The following is a 15,800-nucleotide window of genomic DNA, read 5'->3' as shown; positions in this document are numbered from 1 at the left end:
ATCAACATTGCCAAAAAGTGTTTACACATAATTTGTCCGCTCTAGCTTCTTCTGTGGTATCTCCTCCAAACTATATTGACCTCCGCAGAACATTTGCGCCCGTGGCAAAGGAGGCAGCAGGGGAAGAATCTGCACTCCAGAGCTATGCACCTCCTTCGGATTGGCTTGGGAGGCGCAATGCGCTGAGTTGGGATGAATTGCTAGAGCATCCTCTGGTCGTTGTGCTCGGCGAACCAGGAAGTGGTAAGACGTATGAATTAAAGCAGCAAGCCAGTCTCATCTCTCCCGGCTGTTCGCGATTTTACATGCGCTTGGATGAGCTAGCTACAGACGGGGATCAATTCCGTCTCGGTGATGACGACCAAAAGCGTTTGGTAGATTGGCGGGCGACTAGCGAAAAGGCAGTATTCTTCTTGGATTCAGTGGATGAGGCGAAAATCCGTCAGGCTACAGATTTCTATCGAGCTCTAGACCGTTTCGTTGGGCTGGTGGAGCGCCGCGCTTTGAGCCGAGCGACAATCGTGATCAGCTCTCGCATTACGGAATGGCTACCAACTACAGATGGTCACGAAGTTCGGACTCGAATTCCTCAACAAAGCGCTAGCTCCTCCACGCCTGGGAACAAAAACAATTCGGAAGAAAACTATCCTTTAGTCGTTCAGTTGCTGCCTCTCGACGAAGCAGCAGTGACGACTTACGCGAAAGCTCGAGGAGTTATTGATGCGCAACCGTTTCTCCAAGCTTTGGAGAAAGCACATGCATGGGAACTGGCAAGGCGGCCCGCCGACGTTAATGACCTGCTTGCCTATTGGCGCGAATTAGGAAGCCTCGGAACGCTGACACAAATCCTCTCCTTTATCTGCGAGAGCCAACTGAAGAAAACTTCAGACCGTGAGAGAAGTGATATGTCGCTGGAGCGGGCGCAAAGCGGTGCGCAATGCCTCGCTGCCGTGACTGTTCTCTGCCGCAAGTTTAGCTTTCAAATTCCCGGAGAAACGAACGTATCCGCTCAGTCACTTGATGCTCTTGCCTGCCTTCCACCGGACTGGCGGAATGAGGAGATTCGAGCATTGCTAAATCATGCCCTTTTTGACGGCGCGAGTTATGGCCACATCCGATTTCATCATCGACGCCTCTCCGAGTTCCTAGCGGCTCGCTGGTTCGAAGGGTTGATGGTGCAAGGCTGTCCCGTAGGAGAGCTAGAGGATTTGCTCTTCGAAGCACGTGATACTAAGCGATTTCTGCGTCCTTCTCTCGCTTCGCTTGCGGCTTGGCTCTGCGCCGGGCCAGCAAGATGGAATACGAACGTGCGAAGGCGAGTCCTAGAGGTAGCTCCGGAAATTCTCCTTCGTCTCGGTGATCCGGCAATGCTGAGTGTTGAAGATCGGCGCGGCTTGCTAAAGGCACTCTTACAGAAGGCTGATGGGCGTGAACATCTGTGGTGGAAGCACGATGATGCAACTCTCTCGCGACTCGCTGACCCAGCGCTCTCCGAAGAAATTAACGAACTGATGACTGCCCCTTCAAGCGGACAAACGCTTCGAGAGCTTGGACTGGAAATGGTTATAGCGGGGAGGTTGACTGAATGCGCACCAGCAGTTCTCACACTGGCGACTGCCGAACTGTCGAAAGGGGAGGTTTTCCCCACGGCGGCTCGTGCGTTGAAGGTTGTTGCCAGTGAAGATAATCTGAGGGAGTTGGCCTTTGCTGCAGAGAAGGTGGAGCGATTTCCAGCGCGCGTTTGCGTACCACTTTGCGATCTGCTGTTCCCGAAGATTTGGACCGTCGCACAGCTGTTTCGTGCGCTGAGCCGAATGGAACCGGTCACGCGAGGTGGATTTGGCTGGGATTACACCCTTTCCAGTCACCTCGCTTCGGTAACGACCCATGAAAACGGCCTTTTTCTTTTAAAAGGACTTCTTGGTCACCCGATCCAAGACGACGGAGACGAGGATGATATCGAGCCTTCGCCCAGCTTGAGAACAGCGGTTGCTGTTTCTAGTGTAATGCTCGACTGGCCAACTCTTTCGGAGGAAGAAGCATCGTGCATTGCGGAGATTCTTATCGGTGCTGGTCGCCGCAGGTACCATACAGGTCGAGAAGATACAATTCCCGCACGTACGGAACTTCATCAAAATCTAAGAGAGCGTTATTTCCGGATCGCGGCAGAACGGTTGATGAAGGAACACAAAATCACGGATGCGCGGTTTTCAAGTGTTACCATTTTCTTTGACTGGTTAAAACCGTGCGGAAACGACCTGCTTTGGATACTTAGCTGGCTTGAGAATACGGTTTCAGACAGTGAACGTGAAACCTCATTGTGGTGGGCATTGGACGTTTGGCAACAGACCGGTCGAGTTCGTGCCGACTTAGTCCGCATTAAACAAGCCGTGATGCCTTTTCCGAAAGCGCGAAAGCAGCTCCGAAACTTTTTGCATCCTGGTTTTGTAGCTCACGCTAGGGCGTTCTGGTATCGCCACATTCGTTACCGCTCCTACCGCCATCAGTGGTGGATGGCTCGGCAAAAAGCGAAGAAACCTCTTAGCAAACTTCGAACTCGCTGGGACCTCTGGTACCATCGTGACAAGATACAGTCTGGCGAGTATGCCGGATGGTTGGTTAGTCTGGCTTCCGAAGCTTGCGGCGATTCACACGACCGACAGTATCCAAGCGACTGGTCTTTGCTGGAGAAGAAACGAGGCACAAAATGCGTCCGTGCGGTGAAGGAGGGCTGTAAGAGGGTTTGGGAACGTTACGAACCCCCTCTACCTCACAAGAGAGAGCCCAATAGGGGTGCGACATATGGCACTACTGCGGGCCTAGCGGGTATCTTAATCTTATGGCAGGAAGGTAGTCTCAAGTTTTCTAATTTGCCTTTCGAGGATGCTCGTCGCGCTACTCGTTACGCGCTCAATGAGTTTAGCGGTGTCACCCCGTGGTTTGATGATCTAATACACGCCCAGCCTACGGCCGTGCTATCAGTCTTGGACGAATGCATTTCCGCAGAATGGGAATTCCCTGCGGACACCGAGTGTTCCAACCTTGCACTCAACAAGCTTTATTACAGTGGAAGCGCCGCAGGTAGCCTCGCTCGGCCACTGCTTATGGAACGATTAGCTCAAAGAGAGCCGACCAACCCACAAGTTCTTCAATACGCGATTTTTATCATCGTTTCATCTGACACCGCAATCGAAAGCCTTGCCAGTTTGGCAAAGCAAAGAACCCTAGCGGTCGAGGCATCTGCATCTAGCTTCGCACGATGGATGGCGGTATGGCTTCAGGCGGACGCTTTACCAGCTATTGCCAAGTTGGACTCTGTATTAGGGACTGCGAGCAATGCCTCAGACGCCATGATTTCGATATGTAGCTTTTTAGGCGGGCGACATGGGTACCAACTTGCAGTTCTACCCAATCCTTCGTGGCTGAAACCAGCGGCTATGAGGCAATTTATCCCGTTAGTTCATCGGTATATTCGCCAAGAGGACGATATCAATCGCGCGGGCGGCGGTGCTTATTCCCCAACTTCCCGCGATGATGCCCAAGATTTCCGTGGAGGGCTGCTGGAGAGACTGGTTGCGACGGCAAGTCCAGAAGTTGGCCTGGTTCTACAGGAGCTATTGTCCGAACCCTTGCTCTCGCATTGTTCCGATTACATGCGGCATCTCCTTGAGAAACATCATGAGCAAATGGCGGAGGAAAAACCTTGGAGAGCAAGCGATGTGCGGGCGTTTGCGACAGACTATGAACGCGAACCTCAAACCGACTCAGACCTGTTTAAAACTGGCCTGCGGCGGATTCTCGATCTGAAGCGATGGGTTGAGTTAGGGGAGGATAGTCCCCGACGTGAAGTGCATTCCGAAGATAATGAAGCAGGTTTTCGCGATTGGCTAAGACGGAAGCTGAACGAGACTGCCCGTGGCCACGTCATTGCACCTGAATGGGAAATCGTAGGCGGCCGACCAGATCTTCGTCTGGTCATTCCAAATGCTGCGCCAGTTTCGCTTGAGCTGAAGATCGCTGACAACTGGACTCTCCAGGAATTGGTGGACGGCTTGGAGAAACAGTTAGTGGACCTCTATTTGCGGGACCACCATGCCCGTTATGGCATTTACGTTCTCGCCCTGTTCAATCGGAATCGGAGATGGGAACCGTTAGGAGAGGGACTGCGGATCGACAGCGAACAAATGCATGCCATGCTCCGTAAGCGCGCCGAGGAAATTCAGGAAATGCGTCCCGATATTTCCGGCCTTGAGATTGTGTTGATCCACTTTTCTTCTCCCGTTATTAAATTGCGGCTGTGAAGAAAGGGTCGAGCGGTTCGACCGGGCTTTCGGAAAGAGACTTTTGGGTCCACTCGGCGAAGTGTTTCATTTTCTCCGGGTCTGAAAAGCCGTCATTCCATACCGCATCTTCCTCTCGGAGACGGCTCTTCTGTTGGCGCAGAAAAAGAGCGTAGTTGAGGATCGATTGCCGGGCTTCCGCCGGAGATTACATGGTAGGGACATGCGGCCCGCATGTCTGTTGTCGGGTCTATCGGACGAGCGGGCCGCTCGTCCCTACCTTTTGGGCTAGCTGCTGGCGATTTGCGCTAGGCGTTGGTCGAGCTCGGTTTCGAGTTCGTCGGCTTTGCGGCCCTTGCCGGTCTGGCGCAGGAAGTCGGCGTAGTTGCGCAGGACGATGCTGTATTCCGACCAATCGGTGCGGGCTTGTTTGGCGAGCACGTCGAGCGCGTCGCGATAGTAGGCCCCGGCTTTTTTCCAGTTCTGCCGCGAGTGATAGACGACGGCCAGGTTGCTGAAGGATTGGGCGACGTCGGGGTGATTGCCGCCGTAGGCTTTTTGCCGCAAACCGAGCGCGCGCAGATGCATGACTTCGGCCATGTCGAAATCCTGCTGGGCAATGTAGAGCGCGCCGAGATTATTGAGCATGGTGGCGACCTCGGGATGATCCGCGCCGCGCACGCGTTCGTAGATTTCGAGCGCCTTGTGATAGTGGGTTTCAGCGAGATCGAGCTTGCCCATCAGCTTGTAAGTCATCGCGAGATTATTGTGAATGGTGGCCACTTCGCAGGCATCGACGCCGCGTCCGCCGCCGGAAAGACGCAGGGCTTCCTCGTAAAAGCGACAGGCTTTTACCCGTTCGCCGAGCGCGTCGTGAATCGCCCCAATCTCGTGCGCGATGCGATACGAGCCGACGGTGTCGCTGGCGTATTCGTTAATGATCCAGAGCGCTTCCTCGAAGAGCGATACGGTTTTTTCCAAGTCACCCGCCTCGCGATACAAGTCGCCGAGCTGAATCATCTGGCTGGCAATCTGGGGATTTTCCGGCGCAGGCAGCAATCGCGCTTCCGCCAGGGCGGCCTCCGCCTCGCCAATGGGATCGTCGGCGTTCGTTTTTGTGCGGGAAAACTCGGTTACTTCAGTCACGGGAGGTAACTTAATCCGACTTTCTCACGTCTGAAAACAATTTTTGCGGATGGAAGCCGTCTCCGGTTGAAAAAGCCTTGGTGGGCGTCGCAAAAGTCCCTTGGCTTCTGTTGGATGGTAGGGACGAGCGGCCCGCTCGTCTGCTCCATGCGGTCCAAGGACATGCGAGGCCGCATGTCCCTACCTGTTTTCGAGACTTCTTAGACGCCCTCTTACGCGGCTGACGGCACGCGCTCGACTTTGATGAGATTCGTGGTGCCCTTTTGATTGTAGGGCGTGCCTGCGGTGATCGTGATGACGTCGCCCGGCTGCGCGTCGTAAATCTCGATGCTTTGAGAGATGGCCATGTTGACCAACTGATTCGTGCCGTTGATTTCTCCGGTGAGGACGCTTTCGACGCCCCAGCAGAGGCTGAGTTTGCGGGCAATCGCCGGATTGGCAACGATGGCGATGATCGGGATATTCGGGCGATGGCAGGCCACGCGATGCGCGGTTAGCCCGGAGAAGGTGGCGATGACGATGACTTTCGCCGACAGCGTTTTGGAAATCATTTGCGCGGCATGACCGACGCACGCTTCCAGATCGGGCACCAACTGGAGCGGGGGCAGCGCGGCGACTTCTTTCCGGGTGAGCGCGCCTTCGACTCGGATCGCTATCTCCGACATCGTGGCGATGGACAACACCGGGTATTGACCGGCGGCGGACTCGGCGGAAAGCATGAGCGCGTCCGTGCCGTCGAGAATGGCATTGGCCACATCGGCCGCCTCGGCGCGGGTCGGCTTGTGCGAGGTGATCATGGATTCCAGCATCTGCGTGGCCGTGATGACGGGCGTGGATTGCTGGCGGCAAACGTCGATGATCGTCTTCTGCGCCAGCGGCACATCGGAAAAACTCACCTCCAGCGCGAGGTCGCCACGCGCCACCATCACGCCGTCGGATTCACGGGCAATCGCCTCGATGTCGTCGAGGGAGCTTTTGTTTTCGATCTTGGAAACAATCCCGATCTTGCTCCCGGCAGCCTTCAAATGCTGGCGGAGTTGCAGGACATCGGCGGACGTTTGCACGAAGGAGAGCGCCAGAAAATCGAAGTGATTCGCGATGGCGAAATCCACGTCGGCGAAGTCCTTTTGCGTGAGCGCAGGCAGACTCACGCGCACGCCGGGGAGATTGATGCCCTTGTTGTCCTTCAGTTGTCCGCCGCGAACGACCGTGCAGGAAATGAGGCTGTCGCTGCCCACGCTGAGCACGGTGAGTTCCAGATTGCCGTCGTCGAGCAGGACGAGGTCGCCGGGTTTCACATCGTTGGACATGCCGGAGTGCGAAACGGGTATCACGCCGGGCACATACAAGGTCGCGCCAGGGGCGAGTTTCACTTCCGTGTCTTTCTGCAAAGTGATCGAACCGCCGGGGAAACGTCCCACGCGAATGCGGGGTCCGCGCAAATCGCCGAGGATGGCCACGGAGATTTTCAGCTCGCCCGCGAGCCGGCGAATCCGCTCCAGCACGGGCATGAGCTGGTCGTGAATGGCGTGGGAAAAATTAATGCGCACCACGTCCATGCCGGCGAGCATCATTTCGCGCAGGGTCGTTTCATCACTGCTGGCGGGCCCGAGGGTGGCCACGATTTTGGTGCGTTTCTTGGGTCGGTTTGGATTCATAAGTCTTGGGTGTCCCTCATTGGACCGAATGTGAATAGAGGAATCCGGCAAATTGAAAAGCTGAATTTCCGGGTCGAGTTCCATCGCACTCTGGAAAGGAACAGCCTCGACAAACGCGCTGGACCGGTTTGTCCTGCTGGCATGAACCCGACTTACACCGCACTGGCCGAGGCACTGGAAACGCGGCTCGCCCTCATTGCCGACCGCGAATGGGTCCAACGCGATGCCGCCGGTCACCTCGCTGCGCTGGGCGAGATTTCCATGAAACTCGAATCATTGGCCGCCGCCCTCCCGCGTCCGCTGCCGGGCGACTTGGCCCATTATCTGGAACGCCGCAGCTACGACAAGGCGCTCGCCTGGATTCAGGAGCACTGAAAACGGATGGTCATTGGCCGGCCTTCTGAATGATCGGCGGCAAAGTGGGCTTGGGTGGTGCGTCCCGGATGAGATATTTCCAACCTGCCAGCAGCGCGGCCCCGCAGAGGATCACGATGAGCAGGATTTTCAGGCAGCCTTTTCTGGCAGTTGGATTCATGAAGGTCTCACTGCTTGTCGCTAGAGCGGGTGACGAATCCCGCCAAAAGCCCGATGGCAGCAGCGAGGAGGACGGCGTTTTCCACTTTGAATCCGAGAGGCTGGGGGACGCTGATGATGCGGATCTCGGGTTTCGGAGTCTCGTGAACGCTGGGAGGAGTGAGCCCCTGTTGCGCGCGGGACGCGGCGCTGATGGGTTCCGCGTGTGGCGAGGGCTGGATGTTGTCGCCGGTGGCCTTGGCATAGACCTGGGTAAATTCCGCCCCGAGAAAGAGGATGCACGAGGTGTAATAAACCCAGAGGAGCAGGAGGACGACGGCTCCGGCAGCTCCGTAACTCGACGCGGTGCTTTCGCGTCCGAGATAGAAAGCGAGCCCGAGTTTGCCGAGCTCGAATAACCCTGCAGTGACGACGGCACCGATCCAGACGTTGCGCCATTTCACCTGAACATCGGGCAGGACTTTGAAAATGAGCGCGAAGAGAACGGTGACGAGTCCGAACGAAAACACGAAACTGATGGCGCCCCAGATGACGGGAGGGAGTTGCAGGATGGTGTTGCAGAAATTAGTCAGCGCGGTGATGGCGGTGGTGAGGAGCAGCGAGGTGAGCAGGAGAAATCCGATGACGAGCACCATGCCGAAGTTCAGGAGACGTTCCTTAATGAAACCCATGACGCCGAAACCGGACTTCGGTTTCACTTCCCAGATCGTGTTCAGGGCATCCTTGAGCTGGCCAAAAACGCCCGACGCCCCGAGCAGCAGCGTCAGAAACCCGGTGACCGCGCCGATCCAGCTCTGACTCGGCTTGGCGGCGCTTTGCACCATGGATTGCACGGCTTTGGCCGCGACTGTGCCGATGTAACCCGAGAGCTGGTCGTCGAGCTGGCCGCGCACGGCCTCGGGCCCGAGAACGAGTCCGGCCACGCTGATGGCGATGACGAGCAGCGGCGCAATCGAAAAAACGGAGTAGTATGCCAGCGCCGCGCTGAGCCGCAGGGCATTGTCTTCCAGCCAGTTGTTGACCGTGTCCTTCGCCAGTTTGTAGGTGAAGTTCCCTGTGATCGCGTCGAGATTCATACCCTCCCTTCGTGTCGGAGGGAGCCCTTGGCCGTTTGCGAAATTCTAGGCCGTCGCCTTGGCGAACCGGCTGTTTACGAAGTCCCAGTTCACGATCTTCGGGAAGGCGGCGATGTAGTCCGGGCGTTTGTTGCGATATTTCAAATAGTAGGCGTGCTCCCAGACATCGAGGCCGAGAAGCTCCGTCTGACCTTCGGAAATCGGGGAGTTTTGATTCGGTGTGGAGACGACCGCGAGTTTCTTGTCCGAGCCGACCACAAGCCAGGCCCAGCCGCTGCCAAATTGCTTCGTGGCAGCCTCGGCAAATTTCTTCCAGAACTCCTCCATCGAGCCGAAACTCGCCTGAATCGCGGTGGTCAGCGCCTCGGACGGAGCGCCGCCGGTCTTCTTCAGCATCTGCCAGAAAAGAGTGTGATTGTAATGTCCGCCGCCCTGGTTGCGGATGGCTTTTTGCAACGCCTCGGGCATCGACGGCAGGCTAGTGAGCAATTCCTCGATGGATTTTCCGGCGAGACTTTTCGCGTCAGCGCTGGCGAGGGCTTCGTTGAGCTTGGTGACGTAAGCGGTGTGATGCTTGTCGTGGTGGAGTTGCATCGTTTCCGCGTCGATAAACGGCTCCAGCGCATCGTAGGCATAGCCGAGCGGCGGCACAGAAAACGGCCCCGTCGGCGCAATCGGCGTCGGCTCAGCCGCTGGCGCACGGTTCTGGGCGATAAGGGAGAGAGCGGCTCCGGAGAGCAGGGTGGTGGCGAGTGCCTGGCGACGATTCATCATAAGAGTTGGGTTCGATTACAATCGTCTTCGACAACCTCAACGGTTGCACCGCTCAAAGTGATTTTCGCGCTACTGATGCCGTGGCGCCTTCACCGTGCCGGCCTCCGTCGCCGAGCGGTGTTCGCTTACGATCCGATTCGCAATCTCGTGAACCATTTCCTCAAGCAGCAGTCGCAGATGACTTCCCGCTCGATAATCCGACGGTGCGATGTTGCGCACCCGATCCGCGTGAGTCGAAAGCTGGTAGCATTTCTTGAAACTCGACCGCGTCGGATCCTCGGCATTGTAAACCGCGATCGCGTGCCCGCCGTAGCGCTTCATAATTGTGAAACACGGCACATCGGTCGGTCCATCACCCACGTAAATCATATTCGTAAACGGCACTGGCCGCAGTTCGGGCGGCATGTGGTCGTTCACATCCTCCGACATGTCGAGCAGGCCCTTGTTGATCCGAAAAAGATACTGCGTCTTCTGCGTGTGTGAGATCACGCGCTTCGGGAAAGTGATTTTTCCCTCCTTGTCCTCGGCATATTCGCAGCCAAAAATCGCCCGCACATACGGCTGCAACCGGCTGCCTTCGATCAGTTCCTTCAACCCCGACGACACGATGTAATGCTCTACCCGCACCCCATGCGCCTCCTGCTCCGGCGTGAGCAAACCGTGGGAAAACTCCTCAAACATCCCCGGCAATCCGGGATAAAAATTCAACTCTCCGCCCAGCTTGCGCAGCTCGGCATTGGTCGGACGATCCATGTCGAGGTAGTCCAGGAGCGCCTTCATGTAAGCCAGCTCACCGTCGTAGCCCTGGTCATTCACAAGCTCCTCGCAATACGCCCAAAACTTCTTCGGATGAATGCCAAACTTCGGGAAAATCACCTCGTCCTGCATGAAGTTCGGACTCAGCGTCTGGTCGTAATCGTAAATGATCGCTATGGAATTTTGCGCGTGAGCCACAGCGTCATCCAAGCGGAAAAAACGTCGCGAGGGAACAGCTTTCGTTCTCGCCTTTCTGTTTGAATAACCCGTCTCGTTCCAGTTCACTGGCGCAATGCGAACCACCCACTTTGCTCCGCGTGCGCTCCTTTTGGCCATCGTCATTGCCACCTTCTGCGGCCATTCCGCACTCCAAGCGGAGGATCGCAATGGACTGCTCTTCAACGTCGCCAAAAAAACTCTCTCCCGCGAGGATGGGCCCAATATGGATTACGCCAAGGAAATTGCCCGCGATCTCGTCTTAAAGGCGACTTTAAAAAATATTTCCATGAAGGATCGCGAGCCAGGCAGTGTTGAATATTCCATCCTCATCCGGCGCTGGGGCGGCGAGATCGGCAGCACGCAACGCTACTCTGGCACTGTCCCACTGACGGCCCTCAAACGAGGTCAGGAAGTCGAGGTGAATTCAGGTCAATTTCACATCGGCGGCCATTTGCATGGTACTTCGCGCATACACGTGGACGAATTGGAGGCGTGGAAATTTATCGTCATCATCGGTGACCAGAAAACTGAGTTTCGCAGTTCCGCCAAATTCGACGTGCTCGATAAAAAAGCCACGCCCGCGCCTGCCAAGTGACCTCACCGTCCGCGAAACACAACTAGCAGGCAAAATGCTGGGCCGACTCTGGAATACCACGGTGCGCGTGCTGCGGCTGGTGCGGTTCTCGCACACCATTTTCGCGCTGCCATTTGCGCTGGGTTCCATGATGGTCGCAGCGAAAAACCAGCACGGCTGGCCCGGCTGGCGGCTCCTGAGTTTGATCCTCATCTGCATGGTTCTGGCGAGAACGGCGGCCATGATTTTCAATCGTGTCGCCGACTGGCAGATCGACCAAAAAAACCCGCGCACCGCCGCACGCCACCAGCTTCTCCCGCGCCCGACTGCCATTGCTATCTTACTCGCCTGCGCCGCCGGTTTCGTCGCCACGACCTGGCGGATCAATCCACTTTGCTTCTACCTGTCGCCCGTCGCGCTGGGCATCATTTTTCTCTACTCGCTCACGAAACGCTTCACGCATTTTACTCAGCTTTTCCTCGGGCTGGCCCTCGCTGTCGCCCCAGTGGGCGCGTGGTTGGCGGTGACTGGTGCCTTCGCCTGGCCGCCACTGATTCTGGCCGCAGGCGTCTTGTTTTGGGTGGCCGGGTTCGACCTCATCTACGCCACGCAAGACGTGGACTTTGATCGCCATGAAGGCCTGCATTCCATGGTTGTCTGGCTCGGCGTGGACCGCTCGCTCTGGCTCGCGCTCCTCTTCCATGTGGCGATGTGGATATTGTTAGGAGCGTTCGCCATCGTTGCCGGACTCGGCCCCATTTTTGGCGGCGCGCTCGTCCTCATCGCGGCGATGTTAGTTTACGAGCATCGTGTCGCCGCCACTCGCGATCTGGCTCGCATCAACGACGCATTTTTTAAGGCCAACGCCATTGTCGGCCTTCTCTTTGTAAGTGCGATCCTACTCGAATGCGTCAGACCGATTTCTGAAGCGCCTTGAACGCCGCCGGGTCTTCCCGTTTCTGCACCGTTTTTTCCGTCACCACAAATGGCTCACAGACTAACAATTTCGCGTGTCCCTTGAAAAACCGGGGCCGTCCCAGCACTTTCTCTGCCGGACGATTCACCGGCGATTTTCCACAGACCAGATACGAATACGGCACCGTGCTCATGTCGATTTCCAGTTCGCGCACAAAGGCCGAAAAATCCGGATCGTGATGCGCCCAGCCCGGTGGCCGCGTGAAATGATGACACCAATGCGGCGCATTTTCCGGCACGAGCAATCCACACATGCCATCGTGCGGACACGGCGCCAAGAGACTGAAACTCGACCGTAGTTTTTCCCGAACCGCGATCAGCCGCCGGCTCGCCGCAAACGTGCCCGGCTCCACCCAGAGGATGGATTCGGCCTGCGACGTGAGCAGCGAAATGAGCGGAGTTAGATCCGACTCTGGAAGCTCATTCAGGACGTGGCTGAGAAGGTAGATCGCCCGTGGCGGAGACGATGGATTCCACGGCACGAAGCTGATGTTAGGAAACTTCTGGCGAATGCTCTCGGTGGCGAAGCGCAGAGCCAGCGGCGAGCGGTCCCAGAGGGTGACGTGCGTGATGCTGGGATATTGCGCCAGCACGCGCCGCGTGGCGACTCCGGTGCCGCAGCCCCAGTCCACGACATGATTCGAGTTAGGTTCAAATGCACGCGATGTTAGATCGGCCAAAACTGCATCCCACTTCCATCCGATTCTCTCGGCGAAAAACTGGTCGTAAAGCCCCAGATGCGCCGGGGTTTTCCAATAGTCGGCGAGTCCGTTTTGGGCATTTAGAAATCCCTTCCGCATCTGCCGGAGAATCTCCCAATCGCGGGCGGGCATCATGTTAGCAGCGTTTCCAGATGAAGGGTGGGGAGGCCGAAGAGGGTTTTCAATTGATCGAGTTTGAGTTGTGCGTTGGGAGATTTCTTTCCCGTGCGGGTGGCGATGAGCAGGAGGTTTTTGTCGGTGTGCTCGGAGGAGACAAACTCCACCACACGGACGGAATATCCCTCGCGTTCGAGGATGAGTGTGCGCAGCGTGTCGGTGAGCAGCGCGGCCTGCCGCTGGCGGAAAAGTCCGTGTTCCAGCAACCCGATAACACTGGAACTCCCCTGCATTTTTTCGCGGAATTCGTGCTGGCAACAGGGCGCACAAACGATCATTTGTGCCTCGTGTCGAATGCCCAGCGCAAGCGCGTCGTCGGTCGCGGTGTCGCAGGCGTGGAGTGCGATGAGAACGTCGAGGTTAGTAAAAGTCGCGTCGCCAATGCGACCTAACTCGAATCGCAAATTTGGCCGCTGATGTTTCTGCGCGAGACCATTGCAAAGCTCAACTAACTCGGGGCGCTGCTCGACGCCGTGAACGAGCACGGGAGTTCCATTGTTATCTGTAAACCACGCCTCGATTGCGAATGTTAGGTAGCCCTTGCCGCAGCCCATGTCGAAGATTTCCAAGGGACGTTCGCCGCTCCAGCTAACATCGCGCCAGGCATGGCTGATCAGCTCCACAAAACGCTCGACTTGCCGCCATTTCGCCGAGCGCGACGGGAGGATGTTTCCCTGGACATCAGCCAGACCCAGATCGGCCAGCCAGGGGAGTTGCATCGGATTCAGGAGGCGAGTTTTCTGACGGTCGTGTCCGGCGGAAATGAGATTGTTAGTCTGAAGTTTCTTGCGCGAAAGATGCGGAGCGCCCTTGCGGCTAAAGCGCAGGCTGATGGCGCTGTCATCCGTTTCCAGATGGGCATCGAGAAAGTTTTTTCCTAACAATCCGGCCACAATGCGATGTGACTCGACTGGAGTGAGGTTTTCCACTTCGTCGCGAGTCGGATGCCGATGCGTGAGTTGAATCATGGATTCGCCGCGAATGTTAGCAGGCCGCAGGAGGACGTTCTTGCGAACCTCGCCATTCGCCGGACGGGCCAGGGTGAGGCGATGAAATTTTCCCGTCTCCAGAGACCGATCCAACTCGCCCAAAAATGCCGCCGCGCTCATGCTGGACGCGGGCGCAATTTGCCGAGGAGAAACGCCACTGGAAATGTGATCCAGCCGATGAGTTTTGTGACCGCGAGCATGACGAACAACGAGCCGCGAACGAGCGGTTGAAAAAGGGATTTAACCTTGTCGTTGCGCTCGTAGATGAGCGAGATCAGGACGATGATGCAGATGCCGCCGAATTTGCCTGCGGAGCCGAGATGCACCTCGAAGAGCATTTCAAAGATGAGCAGAAATCCGACGTAGCCGACTAACAAAAAGGCCGCGGAGCCAAGGATGGGAAATTTTTTGATGAGTCCGATGGCGTAGCCTGCCAGCAGGCGCAGCGCAAGAATGCCGATGAAGACGCCAGTGACAATCACCCAGAGCTTGTCGCTGAGCGCGACGGCGGCGATGACGTTGTCGATGCTGAGGCTGAGGTCCATCAATTCGATGGTGGCGACGGTCAGCCAGAGTCCGCGTGGCTGGATTTTTTTGGCATCTTCGGGCGACGATTCGCTCGAGGTTAGGTGCGAGCACATCAGGTAGATGAGGTAGCCAGCGCCGAGGTATTTAATCCAGAGGTTGGATTGAATCCAGACGACGAGTGCGAGGGAGATGCCACGAAAAACATAGGCGCCGATGATGCCGAGTCGAAGGGCGAGTTTCTGCTGGTCCTTCGGGAGATGTGAGGCCATCGCGGCGATGGCGAGGGCGTTGTCCACGGAGAGCAAACCCTCGATGAGAATCAGCGAAAGAATGACGGGCAAAGCCTGGGCGATTTCGAGTCCAGAGGGCATGGAAGTCCTCCCGTAACGCACGAAATGGCGCGGGACAACCCCTTTCTCCTCGCCGTTTCCCAGCGGAATGACTTATTTTGCGCCGACATGAAACTCCGCAAAGCTGTTGTTCCCGCCGCTGGTCTGGGCACCCGTCACTTTCCCGCTTCGCACGCGGTGAAAAAGGAATTATTCCCGATTGTCGGCCCCGATGGCGTGGCGCGGGCGCTGATGCATTATCATTTGCTCGACTTGCTGGGGGCGGGATTTGAGGAGGTCTGCCTGATCGTGCAGCCAGGAGACGAGGCGGTGTTCCGGGCGTATTTTGCGGGCCCGGATGAGTCATATCTAACTCGACTGGAAAAATATCCCGAGTTGCAAGCGGAGGCGGAGCAGATGCGGGAAATGAGCGGGCGCATTACCTATGCGACCCAGAAAACGCAGGACGGCTACGGGCACGCGGTGTTTCAGAGCCGGGATTTTGTGGACGGCGAGCCGTTTTTGCTCTGCCTGGGAGATCATCTTTTTCGCGGTGGCGAGCTGAGTTGTCCGGCCCAGCTCGTGGCCGCGTCGGAACTGACTCCGGGGCTGTCGTTGTCGGCGGTGAATCGAATCGCGCCCGAGGAATTGCGCGGGTTTGGGACGATTGCGGGGAAACGGCGGTCGGAAAATCCACAGATCGTGGACGTTTCCAAGATCGTCGAAAAACCGAGCATCGCGCTGGCCAGGGCGGAGTTACAGGTGGATGGGCTGGAGGACGACCAGTTTCTCGGCTGGTTTGGAATGCATCTGCTCCAGCCCTCGATCTTCGACGTGCTGGAGGAAATGATTCGCGACGACGTGCGCGACGGAGGCGAGTTCCAATTGACTCGGGCGCAGGAAATCCAGCGTTCGCGGGAGGGTTACGCCGCACTGGAGATCACGGCGGGCCACCGCTACGACTTTGGAGTCCCGCTGGATTTCCTCGCGAGCCTGGTGGCCTTTGCGCGACCGGGGATTTGATCCGACTGCCAGCGGCGACGTCATATTCTTAGTTGCCGAAAAGGCGGCTTCCGCTGAAAAT

Annotated in this window: 14 protein-coding genes; 5 read left to right on the top strand and 9 right to left on the bottom strand. The window is 56.9% G+C overall.

Annotation, left to right across the window (positions count from 1 at the left end; all coding sequences use genetic code 11):
• Nucleotides 1-101 precede the first annotated feature (101 nt).
• Nucleotides 102-4,301 (top strand): hypothetical protein, encoded by a 4,200-nt coding sequence (locus ABIT76_03545; GenBank protein MEO7932214.1) that lies wholly within the window; start codon nucleotides 102-104, stop codon nucleotides 4,299-4,301.
• A gap of 267 nt (nucleotides 4,302-4,568) precedes the next feature.
• On the opposite strand, the gene ABIT76_03540 is transcribed toward ABIT76_03545, so the two are convergent.
• Nucleotides 4,569-5,426, bottom strand: coding sequence for a tetratricopeptide repeat protein (locus ABIT76_03540; protein MEO7932213.1), 858 nt, complete (start codon nucleotides 5,424-5,426; stop codon nucleotides 4,569-4,571).
• A 212-nt stretch (nucleotides 5,427-5,638) separates the two neighbouring features.
• A complete protein-coding gene (gene pyk, locus ABIT76_03535; protein MEO7932212.1) occupies nucleotides 5,639-7,084 on the bottom strand; it encodes a pyruvate kinase in 1,446 nt (481 codons plus the stop codon).
• A 30-nt stretch (nucleotides 7,085-7,114) separates the two neighbouring features.
• Between pyk and ABIT76_03530 the strand changes: the two genes are divergently transcribed.
• Nucleotides 7,115-7,459, top strand: coding sequence for a hypothetical protein (locus tag ABIT76_03530; GenBank protein ID MEO7932211.1), 345 nt, complete (start codon nucleotides 7,115-7,117; stop codon nucleotides 7,457-7,459).
• A gap of 10 nt (nucleotides 7,460-7,469) precedes the next feature.
• On the opposite strand, the gene ABIT76_03525 is transcribed toward ABIT76_03530, so the two are convergent.
• The 4 genes from ABIT76_03525 to ABIT76_03510 all read right to left on the bottom strand — a co-directional run bounded on the left by ABIT76_03525 (nucleotide 7,470) and on the right by ABIT76_03510 (nucleotide 10,434).
• Complete coding sequence (locus tag ABIT76_03525) at nucleotides 7,470-7,619, bottom strand: hypothetical protein (GenBank protein MEO7932210.1); 150 nt, start codon at nucleotides 7,617-7,619, stop codon at nucleotides 7,470-7,472.
• A gap of 7 nt (nucleotides 7,620-7,626) precedes the next feature.
• Nucleotides 7,627-8,694 carry a YihY/virulence factor BrkB family protein gene (locus ABIT76_03520; protein MEO7932209.1) on the bottom strand — a complete coding sequence of 356 codons (1,068 nt, stop codon included), beginning with the start codon at nucleotides 8,692-8,694 and terminating at the stop codon, nucleotides 7,627-7,629.
• A 45-nt stretch (nucleotides 8,695-8,739) separates the two neighbouring features.
• Nucleotides 8,740-9,468: a superoxide dismutase gene (locus ABIT76_03515; protein ID MEO7932208.1), complete on the bottom strand. Its 729-nt coding sequence runs from the start codon at nucleotides 9,466-9,468 to the stop codon at nucleotides 8,740-8,742.
• Nucleotides 9,469-9,537: 69 nt separating this feature from the next.
• Nucleotides 9,538-10,434 carry an HAD family hydrolase gene (locus ABIT76_03510; GenBank protein MEO7932207.1) on the bottom strand — a complete coding sequence of 299 codons (897 nt, stop codon included), beginning with the start codon at nucleotides 10,432-10,434 and terminating at the stop codon, nucleotides 9,538-9,540.
• 82 nt (nucleotides 10,435-10,516) lie between these two features.
• Between ABIT76_03510 and ABIT76_03505 the strand changes: the two genes are divergently transcribed.
• Nucleotides 10,517-11,038: a hypothetical protein gene (locus tag ABIT76_03505; protein MEO7932206.1), complete on the top strand. Its 522-nt coding sequence runs from the start codon at nucleotides 10,517-10,519 to the stop codon at nucleotides 11,036-11,038.
• A gap of 34 nt (nucleotides 11,039-11,072) precedes the next feature.
• Nucleotides 11,073-11,954 carry a UbiA-like polyprenyltransferase gene (locus tag ABIT76_03500; GenBank protein ID MEO7932205.1) on the top strand — a complete coding sequence of 294 codons (882 nt, stop codon included), beginning with the start codon at nucleotides 11,073-11,075 and terminating at the stop codon, nucleotides 11,952-11,954.
• Here the strand turns inward: ABIT76_03500 and ABIT76_03495 are convergent.
• Genes ABIT76_03495 through ABIT76_03485 form a run of 3 tightly spaced genes read right to left on the bottom strand, consistent with a single transcriptional unit; the run spans nucleotide 11,929 to nucleotide 14,758 of the window.
• Nucleotides 11,929-12,828: a small ribosomal subunit Rsm22 family protein gene (locus ABIT76_03495; protein ID MEO7932204.1), complete on the bottom strand. Its 900-nt coding sequence runs from the start codon at nucleotides 12,826-12,828 to the stop codon at nucleotides 11,929-11,931. The two genes, ABIT76_03500 and ABIT76_03495, sit on opposite strands and share 26 nt — an antisense overlap.
• On the bottom strand, nucleotides 12,825-13,979 hold the full coding sequence (locus ABIT76_03490; protein MEO7932203.1) for an SAM-dependent methyltransferase: 1,155 nt from the start codon (nucleotides 13,977-13,979) through the stop codon (nucleotides 12,825-12,827). Before ABIT76_03490 ends, ABIT76_03495 begins: the two co-directional genes overlap by 4 nt.
• Nucleotides 13,976-14,758, bottom strand: a complete 783-nt coding sequence (locus tag ABIT76_03485) for a hypothetical protein (protein ID MEO7932202.1) — start codon at nucleotides 14,756-14,758, stop codon at nucleotides 13,976-13,978. Before ABIT76_03485 ends, ABIT76_03490 begins: the two co-directional genes overlap by 4 nt.
• 87 nt (nucleotides 14,759-14,845) lie before the next feature.
• On the opposite strand from ABIT76_03485, the gene ABIT76_03480 reads away from it, so the two are divergent.
• Nucleotides 14,846-15,739, top strand: coding sequence for a sugar phosphate nucleotidyltransferase (locus tag ABIT76_03480; GenBank protein ID MEO7932201.1), 894 nt, complete (start codon nucleotides 14,846-14,848; stop codon nucleotides 15,737-15,739).
• Nucleotides 15,740-15,800 lie beyond the last annotated feature (61 nt).

The organism is Chthoniobacterales bacterium (genome assembly GCA_039930045.1).
In the GTDB taxonomy this organism is placed as follows: domain Bacteria; phylum Verrucomicrobiota; class Verrucomicrobiia; order Chthoniobacterales; family DASVRZ01; genus DASVRZ01.
This window is presented reverse-complemented; position numbering and strand designations above follow the sequence as displayed.

What these genes read in the sequence shown, in the direction of transcription:
- ABIT76_03500 (MEO7932205.1), top strand. Translation starts at nt 11,073, where the DNA reads ATGCTGGGCCGACTCTGGAATACCACGGTGCGCGTGCTGCGGCTGGTG.
- ABIT76_03495 (MEO7932204.1), bottom strand. Translation starts at nt 12,828, where the DNA reads ATGATGCCCGCCCGCGATTGGGAGATTCTCCGGCAGATGCGGAAGGGA.
- pyk (MEO7932212.1), bottom strand. Translation starts at nt 7,084, where the DNA reads ATGAATCCAAACCGACCCAAGAAACGCACCAAAATCGTGGCCACCCTC.
- ABIT76_03490 (MEO7932203.1), bottom strand. Translation starts at nt 13,979, where the DNA reads ATGAGCGCGGCGGCATTTTTGGGCGAGTTGGATCGGTCTCTGGAGACG.
- ABIT76_03480 (MEO7932201.1), top strand. Translation starts at nt 14,846, where the DNA reads ATGAAACTCCGCAAAGCTGTTGTTCCCGCCGCTGGTCTGGGCACCCGT.
- ABIT76_03520 (MEO7932209.1), bottom strand. Translation starts at nt 8,694, where the DNA reads ATGAATCTCGACGCGATCACAGGGAACTTCACCTACAAACTGGCGAAG.
- ABIT76_03515 (MEO7932208.1), bottom strand. Translation starts at nt 9,468, where the DNA reads ATGATGAATCGTCGCCAGGCACTCGCCACCACCCTGCTCTCCGGAGCC.
- ABIT76_03525 (MEO7932210.1), bottom strand. Translation starts at nt 7,619, where the DNA reads ATGAATCCAACTGCCAGAAAAGGCTGCCTGAAAATCCTGCTCATCGTG.
- ABIT76_03505 (MEO7932206.1), top strand. Translation starts at nt 10,517, where the DNA reads ATGCGAACCACCCACTTTGCTCCGCGTGCGCTCCTTTTGGCCATCGTC.
- ABIT76_03485 (MEO7932202.1), bottom strand. Translation starts at nt 14,758, where the DNA reads ATGCCCTCTGGACTCGAAATCGCCCAGGCTTTGCCCGTCATTCTTTCG.